This is a genomic window from Ruminococcus albus AD2013 (assembly GCF_000526775.1).
Taxonomy (GTDB): domain Bacteria; phylum Bacillota; class Clostridia; order Oscillospirales; family Ruminococcaceae; genus Hominimerdicola; species Hominimerdicola alba_A.
In genome coordinates this window covers 2,419,423-2,433,113 of sequence record NZ_JAGS01000001.1, presented here as the reverse complement: position 1 = coordinate 2,433,113, position 13,691 = coordinate 2,419,423, and the positions used below count along the sequence as shown (strand labels likewise).

Annotated in this window: 9 protein-coding genes; 4 read left to right on the top strand and 5 right to left on the bottom strand. The window is 44.7% G+C overall.

Going from position 1 to position 13,691, the window contains the following annotated elements; genetic code table 11:
* Positions 1 to 82: 82 nt before the first annotated feature.
* The 4 genes from N773_RS0110765 (at position 83) to N773_RS21275 (ending at position 10,270) form a co-directional block, all read left to right on the top strand.
* Positions 83 to 1,183, top strand: coding sequence for a lipid II:glycine glycyltransferase FemX (locus tag N773_RS0110765; RefSeq protein WP_024857797.1), 1,101 nt, complete (start codon positions 83 to 85; stop codon positions 1,181 to 1,183).
* A gap of 499 nt (positions 1,184 to 1,682) precedes the next feature.
* Entirely contained in the window at positions 1,683 to 7,496 is a 5,814-nt protein-coding gene (locus tag N773_RS0110760; protein WP_196231632.1) for a glycine-rich protein, read from the top strand.
* 2 nt (positions 7,497 to 7,498) lie between these two features.
* Positions 7,499 to 9,325, top strand: a complete 1,827-nt coding sequence (locus N773_RS0110755; protein WP_024857795.1) for a SpaA isopeptide-forming pilin-related protein — start codon at positions 7,499 to 7,501, stop codon at positions 9,323 to 9,325.
* A 123-nt stretch (positions 9,326 to 9,448) separates the two neighbouring features.
* Positions 9,449 to 10,270, top strand: a complete 822-nt coding sequence (locus N773_RS21275) for a class C sortase (RefSeq protein WP_024857794.1) — start codon at positions 9,449 to 9,451, stop codon at positions 10,268 to 10,270.
* Between the two features lie 177 nt (positions 10,271 to 10,447).
* Here the strand turns inward: N773_RS21275 and N773_RS0110745 are convergent, their stop codons facing one another.
* From N773_RS0110745 to N773_RS0110725, 5 genes are read right to left on the bottom strand one after another with little or no spacing between them, the layout of a single operon-like run.
* On the bottom strand, positions 10,448 to 11,290 hold the full coding sequence (locus N773_RS0110745; protein ID WP_024857793.1) for a fumarate hydratase: 843 nt from the start codon (positions 11,288 to 11,290) through the stop codon (positions 10,448 to 10,450).
* A gap of 28 nt (positions 11,291 to 11,318) precedes the next feature.
* Positions 11,319 to 12,035 (bottom strand): hypothetical protein, encoded by a 717-nt coding sequence (locus N773_RS0110740; protein WP_024857792.1) that lies wholly within the window; start codon positions 12,033 to 12,035, stop codon positions 11,319 to 11,321.
* A gap of 17 nt (positions 12,036 to 12,052) precedes the next feature.
* Entirely contained in the window at positions 12,053 to 12,943 is an 891-nt protein-coding gene (locus N773_RS21270) for a CPBP family intramembrane glutamic endopeptidase (protein WP_024857791.1), read from the bottom strand.
* Between the two features lie 16 nt (positions 12,944 to 12,959).
* Positions 12,960 to 13,163: a helix-turn-helix transcriptional regulator gene (locus N773_RS0110730; RefSeq protein ID WP_013497096.1), complete on the bottom strand. Its 204-nt coding sequence runs from the start codon at positions 13,161 to 13,163 to the stop codon at positions 12,960 to 12,962.
* A gap of 1 nt (position 13,164) precedes the next feature.
* Complete coding sequence (locus N773_RS0110725; protein ID WP_024857790.1) at positions 13,165 to 13,689, bottom strand: hypothetical protein; 525 nt, start codon at positions 13,687 to 13,689, stop codon at positions 13,165 to 13,167.
* Between the last annotated feature and the right edge of the window lie 2 nt (positions 13,690 to 13,691).

Here is a 13,691-nt window from a genome sequence, read left to right as displayed (position 1 = left end):
TGAATTTTGGGGCGCGGTATTGTATAATAGATAGGTTAGGATATGTCACATTATAGGATTTTTTGCTTTGGAGAGGTAAAAGATGGAAATTATAGATAAGAAAAACAAAGAACTCCTGAAAGAGTACGAAAATTTTGCGAAGAACAGCGAGTACGGCAACTTCATGCAGTCGCTGAGATGGCCTAAAGTAAAGGAAAACTGGGGCTGGGACGCAGTTATTTCCCGCGGCGCTGACGGCAAGATAAGGGGTACTTGTCTTGTAATAATCAAGAATATACCCATATTCCCTACAACATTTCTGTATGCGCCCCACGGCCCTGTCTGCGACTGGAGCGATAAGGAAGTTATGACCGACCTGTTTGAGGGAATAAAGGTACTGGCGAAGAAGTACCGCGCTTATCAGTTCATGTGGGATCCGCCCTTTGAGGAAAAGGAAAGGGATCGTTCAAAGCTGATAACCGATATGGGATTCTCTCATATCGACGATGCACCCGAGCTGACTACCATACAGGCTAGAAACAACTATATGCTACGTGATATAAAGGGCAAAACAGCCGATGAGGTAATGCAGTCATTCAAACCCGACTGGAGAAACCGTATACGCAAAGGTCCTAAAAAGGGCGTTTACTGCGAGATATGCGGAACTGAGGCTCTGGACGATTTCTACCCTATGATGGAAGCTACGGGTATCCGTGACGGCTTCTCAATAAGAGGCAAGGATTATTTTGTCAAGTTCATTGAAGGCCTTGGCAAGGAGCACTGCCATCTGTTTATGTGCTATGTAGACGAAGACGGCAAGAAGATACCCCTTTCAGGCGCAGTTACAACACAGTATGCGGGCAAGACCTGTTATGTGTACGGCGCATCCGCAAACCATCACAGAAATCTGTACCCCAACTATCTGATGCAGTGGACTATGATAAACTGGGCGCTTGAGGGCAACTGCGATATCTACGACTTCATGGGCATACCTTTCTACAAGGACGAAACCAACCCCAACTACGGTGTGTACAAGTTCAAGAAGGGATTCAACGGTGAAGTTGTCACCTACGCGGGTGAATACTTCTACACATTCAGACCGATAATGAAGAAGATAGTTGACTTTGCCGAGAAGGTATACATGGATATGCACGAGCGCAAGAGACAGAAGCTTCTGAAAAACAGAAACACTGATATGCAGTAAAAAATCGATAACATTAAGACAGTCATTCGCTGAATGGCTGTCTTTTTTCTTGCCATAAGAACTATCTGTAACAGATGCGGCAAACCGTGAAGATGCAAATGTGTTTGTTTAAGTGGGAAATTGCACGAAATATGAATAAAACAAAGAATCTCGACGACGACCGACTTTGTTATAAATTTTACTGAAATGCATATATTTCAATGGTTTACAGATGATGCTTGTAAAAACCGAGTATATGAATGACTGTAAAACTTTTAATAAATTAATGAAGTATGACTTATGTGTAAATAGTAAACAAATATCATCCCCGAATATGGTTAATCATACAAAAATTTCTCCCGCGAGTTTGAAAAACTTTTATTTTTATTGACATAATTTAAAGTCTGTGCTATACTTGTTTGTAAGTTAACAACAATATATCGTAATATTAATCTTAAGTAATTGTATATTACTGACATATTTTTCCGTGCAAAATTTTGGGAGAAAGGAGTGGATAATGTTGACGATCAAAAATAGCAGTAAACTGACCAAGAAAATTTCTGCGTTGACCATGGCTGCACTGATAGTTATGGAACAGTTTGCTTACTTCCCACAGGTTTCAGTTTCAGCTGATAAAACAGCTTCTGACAGCGGTGCGGTAAACTTTCCGTCTGCAATAAGCGGCAATGAAGAATCGGCTATACTTTCTCATAACGATCAGCTGGTCGATAATGGTAACGGTACATATACTTTCACTTCTGAGCTTATGTCATCTTACTCCTACTTCGATGAAAGCAAGGGCAGACTTTATAGCCAGGACGGCAGTTACACTCTTGATAAAGCAGGAACTTACCTTGTTGAACTCTGGGGCGGCGACGGCGGCGACGGAAGCTCTTTCTTCCCGCTGAGTTTCAAGGCTGGTTCAGGCGGCAAGGGCGGTTTCGTTTACGGACTGCTTAAAATCGAAGAAGATGATGTAGGAAAGAAGCTTTATTATGAGATAGGCAGCCGTGGTCTCAGCGAGACGAGAAGCATCACAGGCGGTGGTACAGGCGGTATCGGCGGCGGTGCAGGCGATATAGCTGTATTCTCGGTAGGTGCAGGCGGAGGTTATTCCGCGATGTACCTTATGGATAAAACTGATGTTGAAATAAGTGATGAAATACGCAACAACCCGAACAAGGTACTGATGATAGCGGGCGGCGGCGGCGGCGGCGGTGCAGGTGCAGCGCTGCACACTCTCCCGGGACTGTTTGGCGGAGATGGTAAAGCCAACGGCGGTGAGGGCGGTACTTTTGAAAGTAGTATCAGTGATACCCCGAATATCAAAAACTTTGTACCCGCGAATCCAAACGTTGGAACTTACTACGCAGGTCAAAACGGTTCAACATCGGGCACAAAGGGCGCGTACGTAGGCAAAGGCGGAACTGATATCCCCGGCGAGATAGTTAACAGCTTTATAGGTTTTCTGGAAGCTTCTTCCTATCCTAATGACTGGCAGAAGACCTACCACCCCGAACTTGATCGCGGCGTGGGCGGCGCAAGTAACTTCCGCGGCGGCGGCGGCGGTGCAGGATTTGCAGGCGGCAGCGGCGGTATGCAGAACGAGCCCCTTGACGCACGAAATGTCGGCGGCGGCGGCGGCGGTTCTTCCTACGTTAGCAAAATTGCAAATTTCGAAGCTGGAGCAATAGGCGACGCAAACTATTTCGTTGAAAGAAACGGCAATACCAACAGCGATACAGGCGGCGCGGTAGTAATAAGATATCTGTCAGGTTCAGATGAAGGCACAGATTACAGCTACCTTAACAACATAAGTGTCAGTGGTGAGATATCGCAGTACTTTGATATTGTTAGCACTAACTGTTCACGCAGCGGAAACAGCTTTACAGCGAACGGTTCGGTTGCACCTGTCAGCACAGGCCTTGCAAAGGGTCAGGAAAAAGACAAGCTGACATTTTCCATAACAATAAAGCCCAAGGCAGGATTCTTCGGCGGCAACAATGTGCCGATATTCAAAGAAAACGGCGCAACGCTGAATGTAACAGGCGGCGGAAAGGCGACTACTATAACACTTGGCGATGATGTAAAGTATGTTAATGTACCTTACAATATCAGTATAAAGACCAAGAATTCAACAGTGCATAAAGATGATGTTATAAGAAAAGATACCCTTTATGCTGATGGCTACAACGAGATAGCATACAATGCCAACGACCCTATGCAGGCTTTTATATCAGGCATAAGCTATGAGATCGCTCGTGATGGAAACGCTTATACTGCAAGCGGAAGTTTTGGATATACTATCTCAGCATCCGATGTTGGCAATACATTATACCCCGAAATAAAGATCACACTTGGTGTACCTGCAAACGTAACACCGGCTAAGGTGGGAGATGCAGGAAGCAACGTGATCGTAAAGAAAGCAACACTGAGATGTGTTGATGACACCATGTTCAATGTTGGCGGTATTGAACTCAATGCAGAAAAGTCATTGGTCTATAATGAAGAAGATGGCACTTATGATCTGACTGTTGATACAACAGTAGCTTCTGAACTTACCGGTAATAATTTCTATATAATTGATTATGATTCTAGTTTACATGATAAAGTACACGCTGCAACACAGGATACAAATAGTGACGGCTTCAATCATTTACCTGCTCTAAATCATCAGGGAAATACAAGAACAAAGCATAATAGTGCTACTTATTATAGCGATCAGAGTTTGAATATAAAATATGGTCCTGGTTATTATTTTGTTCAGGTTTGGGGCGGTGACGGCGGTTCAGGAGGATATTATGGAACTAATGGAACAGAAGGAGGTAGCGGCGGCAAAGGAGGATATAACTGTGGTTATATTTACATAGAGGACACATCTAATGTTTCACTCGTAGTAGGAGAAAGAGGATATGACGGTGCATATTTTAACAACAGAGATCTTTCGGATAAAACCGGTGCGTATGGCGGCGGTTGCACATGGCTTAGAATCGGTGATGATATCATGATAGCTGGCGGAGGTGGCGGAGGAACACCTGTATATGCATCTACAAATGGAGGTAATCCTAATCAAGCTGGCAAGCCTGGTTATTCAGGATATGGGTATGTTCCGACCGATGACAAGTTCGATATCCCAAATCTTCCTGTTGATCCTGGTACAGGAATCCGTTCTGATGGTGACCCGAACAATTACGAGGTTTATAACGGTGAAACTGCTGTTATAAATCCAAACGATAACACAGATGTAACACCTGGCATGGCAGGCGGTAATTATTCTTCTTCAGGATTCAAGTCAGATCTTTCAGAATTTACAGAATTACCATATGATCCGAAAGAATATTTTATTTTTTATAACACCACTAAACCGTTAAGGTCTGGTACAGACTACGGAAATGGTGGAGTTAGAGTAGTCAGACTTGGTTTAAAGGGTGGTTACATCTTCGGCGGTGAAACAGTTCTTGAAATGACAGCTGATGAAATTACTGCTTTAAAGGCTTCACCTGCGGATGCTATATCTGGTGCTGCACAGAGTAACCCCGAAAACTTCACACTCAAAGAAACAATATCAAAGTATTTTGATATCGCAGGCATCAAAGTTAATGATGAAAAACTGAGTGATGATTATCCTATAAGCAACGGTACAGACTCTACGGAAAAATCTGTGGATTTTGGAATCACCCCAACGGTATCAAATGTAAGTTCAACAGAGTTGGACACAGAAACAGACTACTGTCCGATGCCTGAACTAACGGATTATAATCATTTCACGAAGACCCGATACAGTTACGAATACGACTTTGACGGCAGCGGAACGGTAACGTTCAAGCTAAAACCAAAAGACGGTTTCTTAGGCGGTAACGATGTACCTCTGCTGATTGACGCAACACTGTCGCGAAAGAACGGCGGAAGTGCTGATGTTACGGATATCCCCGAGATAGACTACACCGACTTCGCTAATGTGGCTCTGGCAGGTGAAACGCTTGAAGATACCGTATCAACAGAACCCGTGTTCATTGATTACAACACTCCGCTGACAGAAGCCATGCTAAGCGCAAATGTCGCAGGCTATCCTTACGGCACTGATAAGGGTCTGTGTGATGACTTTGCCGATTACAGCGCAGTGGCTTATGACGATAAGGTCGGTCAGAATATAACCGAAGATACCGATTGCTTCGTTACAGCCGAACTGAAAGCAACATCAGCCGCCGAAAAGGCGAACGTTATCGGCGCAGTGGATAAGGTCAGCAGGAACTTCAAAGTACCTGTATACGTAAGATATCCGATAGAGACCAATCTTACTCACCTTACATCGAATGCGGCGACTAAATTCCCCACGGCAGTCGATGATACCGAACTGGTATTTGAGATAACTGCTGATAGTGGCTACGATCTTCCCGCAGAAGATAAAGTTTATATAACCAACACCGATTTGACAGACCCGAATGCTGTACCCACTGCGATGGAAAACGCAGTGGTCGAGAAGATAGACGATAAGATCACAGTCCGTATCCCGAGAAGCAGCATAACAGGTAAAGTCACCGTAAAAGCTTCGGGCGCAGACTCCAGACACAATGTCAAGTACTACTATGAGGTATACGATCCCGTGGGCAAGGCGATAAGCCTTGAAGAAGCTGTTGACAGCAAAAAGTTCGCTAACGGCGACATAATCGACGGTATCACTTATCCCGCACTGCCCGACAAGTATCCTAACGGATACGACGGCTACTTCTGGGACTGGTCCATAGAGACCGATACCAACGGCGATCATATAATGGGTCAGGAAGATGTGATAATAGTCGGTACCTACAAGCCCATAACCTACGGTATTAATGTAAGATATTACACAACAGATGAATATTCAAATACTGTAATATTAGGAGAATATACATCGCCATTCGACAGGACAAAGTATGAAAACGGTACTTACCATATCGCACTTACCAAGGGCACAGAGTACTATGTAGCTTCTCCCGAGTTCGAGGGATATGTTACAGATACTCCATATGTATCGGGTAAGGTGGACGATGCGTTCATAAACGACCTCACCGAGACAAGACTCGATGATAACGGTAAAGAGCATCTGGTGAAAGTCGTGGATGTACGCTACACCAAAGTCTCCGAAGACACAGAGCTTATAGTTAACTTTGTTAAATGTGATGTAAGAGGCGCACCTACCGGCGAAGATTCTAAACCCGCGATAACGCACGTTTCAGGCTATAACTACAGCCTGATCAGCGGTGAGATAGCAACTGCTATAAGCGGATATGATAAGGTAAAGATCACAAAGGTAGCAAGTGATGCGTCCGAAACAGAAGTCGAGAATATCACAGAGGCAGGTACATACAACGTATACTACCGCGAGATCCCTCAGACAGTGACGATACAGCTTTACAAAGAAGAAAGCGGCGATACAGATCCCGTGGCAACAAGAACAGCTGTCATCGGCAGAGAGTTCAGCTACGATCCCGATAATGATGACTACATACCTCTTCCCACAGTTGTGGATTCCACACACGAATATCGTCACACAGGCTGGAAGACAGAGTCAGGTGATATCATCGAGGACGATACGATAGTAAGCGGTTCGGCAGGCGATGTTATAAAGCTTTGTGCTGTATGGGAATCGACAGATATTACGATAACTGTAAGGTATCTGTTTGCCATGAATGTATCCGATGTCGAAAAACGCGGTACAGCAGCTGCTGCTCAGATCGCTAAGACTATGACATACGGCAAGAGCTACACATTAAACTCGGCTGAAATACCAAACTATACCGCAGAACCTCAGCAGATAACAGGCGTGGCTCTGGCGGACAAGACCGAGACATTCTACTATATCGATGCGGAAAATCCCAATAAATCGATAACGATCAAGGCGAATATCTACAGCATATATTATAAGGATAGCGACAGCGGAAAAGCCGCAGACGGAGCACCTCTCCTTAAAGGCGGAACATTTGCGCTGTACGCTCAGGACGGAACACTGATCGGTACAAAGCAGAACACAAGCGGCGTTGTATCGTGGAATAATACAGAATTCGATATCAGACAGGGCATGACCTACACGATAAAGTGTACTGCACCGCCTATAGGATACGGAGCAGGCGAAGCAGTGGTCACAGTCGGAACTTCCGATACTGACATAGTCATAGACGATATCGAGATATTCCTGGACGTTACACCGTTTGAATTGCCTTTTGCCGGCAGTAAACCGATGACAGGATACACTGTTTTCGGATTATCAACAATGGTACTTGCTGTTTTCCTGCTGTTCGTACATATGCGCAGTAAAACAGAAGAAGAAAAAATTAAAGAAAGAATTAGGAGGGTCTAATTATGAAAAAAATGTTTAAACGCACAACGGCTATAGCCGCTTCAGCACTCATGATCGGTCAGATGGTACCTTACAATGTATTTGCAACACCGGCTACAACAGGTACAACCAATTTGACGATACACCCGTATGTATTAAGTGAAGAAAATTATAATGCAGCGAAAGCATCAGACTATACACCCACAGGTAAAGCTAACGTTGATGGTAACTGGGTGGCAGATGCTTATGGTGAAGAAACTGCGGGTATTACATTCGATATCGTTGAAGTGGATTTTTACGGTAAAGAAGTACAAGGCGGACACACATACTCGAATGTTACAAATGTCGTTGATATTCCTAACGCATTTTATAAGATAACGCCATATAACAATGATACAGATGTAAATTTCAAAGATGCAGAGGCTTTCTATCTTCATCTGCCTGCGGTAGTTGGCGGTAAAACATTAAATACTGTTGATATTTACCCCAAGCTGACAGACAATAATGATAATGGCGATAATACAGATCCCACATCTCTGAGCGACCCGGAAAATCCCAATTCTAACGATAAGCACTCGATCAAGCTGACTAAGACACTGAGTGACGGTGCGACTAATTGGACAACAGTTGGAGAAGCAGTATTTGATATCTACTATAAAGATAATCTGGGCAACTGGGTGAAAAAACAGAATTTCACAACAAAAAATGGCGTTCTTTTGGTAGACGGTCTGCCGCTGGGTACATACTACGCAGTTGAAACAGAAGCTCCCGAAGGATACCTGCTTGATAAGACACCCATCAAGTTTGTACTTGACGGAACATCCAATGCTATTCAGGTCAATACATTCCCAAATGACAAGGAACTGGAAGTTGCTAAGGAAGTAATGACAGACAGTAATCTTAATACAGGCAAGAATTATATGTGGAAGATCACTGCTGATATCCCGGATAAGGCTCAAAACCTTATCAGCTACGCTGTAACAGATACCTATGAAAATCAGAAGGATGTAGCAATAGCAAGTGTTGTTGCAACAGACGGTACGAATTCGAAAACACTCGCTTTGACAGAAGATTACACTGTAAGCACAGGCGATGGTATATTAACCGTTACACTGACAAAGGATGGCATAGGAGAACTTGGTGATTATACTTCTCTCGAAATAACCGTTACATCAACTATCGTTGACGGTTATACAGCGGGTAAAGTAAAGAACAGTTCATCGATAGCTTATGAGTATGCTTATAATCCCCCTGCATCGGATCCTGATGATGAAATACCCGATGATATCCCGGATCCTGATAAGGTTGATAATTATCCCGGCATAACAAGCTATCCCGATCCCAGTGCTCCTGATTATCCTCCTGAGGGTACATATGACGAATTCACACCTGCAACCATCACTATCTCGAACGTAGATAAAAATGATACTTCAAAGGAACTTACAGGTACATTCGAAGTTTCACGCTGCAGTGAGTATTCCGACGATGCAGAAACAAAGCTCGTAACACTTGCAAACCTTGCACCCGGTGTCTACACCATCAAGCAGATCTCAACACAGTCAGGCTATTATGTTGAAGATGACGAAGCTGTTAACACCAAGACCATATTCATTGCCAAGAACGGTAAGGTTTACTATGGTACAGAAGCAAACGAAGAAAAGTTGATCTCAGATAATAAGATAGTATTTGTTAATGATCAGACTATCAAGGCTTTCGATCTGCCTTTCACAGGTACAACAGCAGCTATCGTATTCACAATAGCAGGTATCGGTGTTATGGGCGGAGCACTGTTCTTCTTCATATTCTTCAAGAAGAGAGACAAGGACGAAGAAGAGCAGGAAAATGCTTGATCTGATGTGTGAAGGATCTTTCGGAAACTGTTAAGACCCTCCGAAAACCGCATATGATATAAAGCTGATAAACAGTGCCGCTTGCTTTGCGGGCGGCACTGCCTTTGTAAGGAGGACAAGCTGTTGACTAAAAAGAAAAAGAAGAAAAAACGTCTTACCACGATACTGCTACTGCTGCTGTTCCTTATAGGTCTGGGATTATTCCTTTATCCCTTTATCAGCAAGATCATCATAAGCAAACAGGTAGAAGAGAACATACAGGAATACAAAGACGATCTGACAAGGATAATCCAGGAAGCCGAAGAAAACGGCGATGTTGATTTTGGCGACGATGTACCCCGTGATGAAAACGGAGATCCCGCACCCTATGAAAAAGTACGCTACGATAAAGAGGCAGAGGAAAACCAGCCATACCTCAACGACCTGTACCAATATATGCGCAGGCGTAACAAGGAGCTGTACGAATCGGGTCAGAGCCAGCTGAATTCTCCGTCGGCTTACAAGTATCCCGAGTTTGACCTTACTGATTATGGCATTAAGACGGAAAGTATAGGCTTGCTTATGATAGATAAGCTGGATCTGAAGCTCCCCTTATTTCTGGGAGCCAATGATGCGAATCTTACAGCAGGCTGCGGTCATCTGACCTATACTTCGTATCCGATAGGTGATGTTAATACCAACTGTGTAATTGCAGTTCATCGCGGTCTTGGCGGTTCGGATTTTCTCAGGCACGTTGAAAAACTGGAGAGCGGTGATATCATCAAGCTCCAGAACTATTGGTACACTATGGAATACCGCGTGGTCAGCACTAAGATAGTTGACCCTGATGCGGTAGACTCCATACTGATACAGCCGGGTAAGGACATTCTGACGCTGTATACCTGTCACCCTTACGGCATAAACAGCCAGAGGTATCTGGTATACTGCGAACGAGTGACCTCGTGATAAATGAAGGATAATACGGATAACGCCGTTTCCTGTGTGGAAACGGCGTTTTTGGATGATAATTCTTTTACGGTGATATAGTAAAAAAAGAGCGCGGACGTTTTTTTATAGTCTGCGCTCTTAACAGTTATGCTCCCCGCAAAATTGCCGCTTTGGAAATTTGCGGGTCTATTGAATTTATATAGTACCCTGTGCGTGTCTTGTTACGTGACAGCCAACATTTACCGATACCGGAAGTCCTGCGATGTGTGTAGGTGCTTCCTCGATATTTACTGCCAGACAGGTCTGTGTGCCGCCAAAGCCCTGAGGTCCTATGCCCAGTTTGTTGATCTTCTCCAGGATCTCAGCTTCAAGATCGGCATACAGCTTCTTGGGATTTCTCTCGCTGACAGGTCTGCAAAGGGCCTTCTTTGCAAGGTATGCGCACTTTTCAAAGTCTCCGCCTATGCCTACGCCTATCACTATCGGGGGACATGGGTTTGAACCTGCCTTTGCACATACGCCAACTACCCAGTCAACTATCTCTTCCCTTGTTACAGATGGTGTCATCATCTTCAGCTGAGACATATTCTCACTGCCGAATCCCTTAGGTGCTACCATGATGTTCACCTTGTCGCCCTCAACTATTTTAAGGTGTACCACGGGTGGTGTGTTGTCGCCTGTGTTAACTCTCTCCAGAGGGTCGCTCACTATCGAACAGCGCAGTCTGCCGTCGATGTAGCCGCGGGATACGCCCTTGTTTACGGCTTCATTAAGTGAACCGCCAACAAAGTGAACGTCCTGACCTACCTCCATGAATATTACAGCCATGCCTGTATCCTGACATATCGGTATGGTCTCATTGCGGGCAACGTTGATATTGTCTATGATATCATCAAACACATTTTTGCCCACGGGTGAACATTCCTTTTCAGCGCCCGCCTTTATGCACTGCTCCATATCCTCGGGCAGATAAAGGTTCGCCTTGATACAAAGCTCTCTTATAAGCTCTTCTACTTCATTGACATTGATCTCTCGCATATTAGCTCCTCCTGTTTCCACGGATCTATCAATCGTATTCTTCCGCGATGAATCTGTAATCTTCGGTCTTTTCCAGCGCAGGTTCTGCCATGCGCCTTATACCGTTTATGACTATATCGATCGCCATATCCCTGAGTCGGTCACCTGTGCACGCAGGGGAACACATTATCATTATGCTGATAGTGTAGGTGTCCCAGGGTATGCGCTTTGAGTTGGGATAATCGCCGCTGTTGTTCTTTACATACTCTATAAGACGATCATTCCGCTTTTCTTCGGGGATACTGTTCACCGCCGCCTGCATATCCTCGGGTGTGCCTATCTTCACGGCTAAGTCGGTATAAATATCCCTGTGGTATTCCACGAACAGCCTTGCTGCCTTTTCGCGGCGTGATATAAGTTCGTCAGAGAGTATCGCGACAGTCTGTTCGGCAAAATCGCGTATCTCGTACTCTGCTGTTTCCTCATCTGGCAGATCAATATACAGCAGTCTTACATCGTCGCCGTCATGAAGTTCGGCAAACCTTATATTACCGTTCTCGTCATAGGTAACACGCAGCTGACTCTCAAATTTATCACAGTCGAGTTCGTAAAGTTCCACCTGATAGCCGCTTACGGGGACGTTGTACACCATCATATCGCAGGGTCGTACCGTAAATTCGATACATTCTCCGCCCACATCTTTCAGTTCACGAAAGCCGTAACAGCCCTCTTTGAAATGCATTGGTATGCGGTAGTTTTCAGCCATATGGATACCCTCCGTTATCATCGGTCGTCGCTGACGCTGTATGTGAACATCTGCGGTCTTTTTTCCTCTCTCAGCAGATAAAGAGCGAGGATAACATATACAGCGACGCCTAAATACTTTCTTGGGTCTGACATTGTACTGTTGATAGATTCAACTATGCTGGCGTTGTTCTTCATACTTGTGGGGAGAACAACACAGATATCCATGAATGCGTGCAGGAAAACAGTTATCCAGATATTTCCCCATCTTGCGTATACAGCGCAGAGGAATATTCCCACCCCTGCGGTGGATATCACCTGAGGTATAACAGCTTCAACGCTGACTCCTGCCGTGAGGTTCAGCAAGTGATACAATCCGAAAAGAATACCGGATGTGAAAATTGCGGCTATCGTGCCCTTTGTGCTGTTTCTGCCGAAGAGGTCTCTCAGTACGTTGAAGATTATCCCTCTGAAAAGCAGTTCTTCGCATATTCCCGCCGCAAACAGCAGACCGATGATGCACCACACCTGTTCAGACCCGAAATGCAGCCCCGTCGGTGTGACGAGTTTGATCTTGCCGTCGTCGGACGTTTCCAGAAACAATGCATTTATCACGGAAGTGATACTGGCATATATCATGAGAAATCCTGAGATAAGTCCGCCGAAAAAGCCGTTGCCCTTTGTGTAAAGGACTTTCTTTTTGTGCAGCAGAGTGAGTATTGTCGTGTAAAGGGACAGCGATATCAGCGAACATAAGAACTCTGCCTTATAGCCCGATATACCCGTCGTCCTGCATATCATACCGCCGATACGCGAAGCAAGCAGAAAGCACCCCAACGAGCCGAGTATTATCCCGACAGTTGTCAGCACCCTTTTGCTTGTCAGCGGCGAAGCACTGTCATCAGTTTTATCCTGTATCATAATATCCATTATTATTGTCCTTTCTTTAGTCCTCAAAGCTGAATATCTCTTCCACCGATACGCCGAACACCGCGGCTATGTCCATCGCCAGCTTCAAAGAGGGGTTGTACTGTCCTTTTTCAAGTCTGATTATAGTTTCTCTCCTGACCCCCACCAGTTCGGCGAGATCGCCCTGCTTCATATCTCTCGAAGCTCTGAGTTCCTTTAGTCGTGTTTTCAGTTCGGGCATATCATTCCTCCTTTGCAGGGATCTTTTCGTCCTTGTCAATCATAAGGAACAGAAAATGCCTTACGGAATCATATGTTAATATGCCGCTTATTATCAGCATATACGAATTGGAAAATTTCATGATCGCTGAAGTTGCCCCCGGTTGGAAATATTCCAGCAGTAAAAACACTGACAGTGCCAAAGAGAACCATACCAGAAAAGCCATGCCGTTTGCCTTCCCGCGCAACTGTTCTGACATTTCGTCATCGGGTTCCAATTTGTATGAAGCGAGATTCATGCACCAGATGAAGCCGCTTATGAACATACCCAATCCCAGTACCGCGAATATCACTATGTCTGCGGGGTTGTCCTTTCCATCAAAGCCTATCACATCGGTAGATACCATTGACCAAAAGAAGAGTGATCCCGCAAACATCGCTGTTACAGCGTTTAGTTTGGTATGAGCACGCAATGGCATTGGTTTGCGCCTGTCCTTTTTGTAGTTTTCCCTAAATATATCCGGGGAGATATTTCTATTATGTATCATAG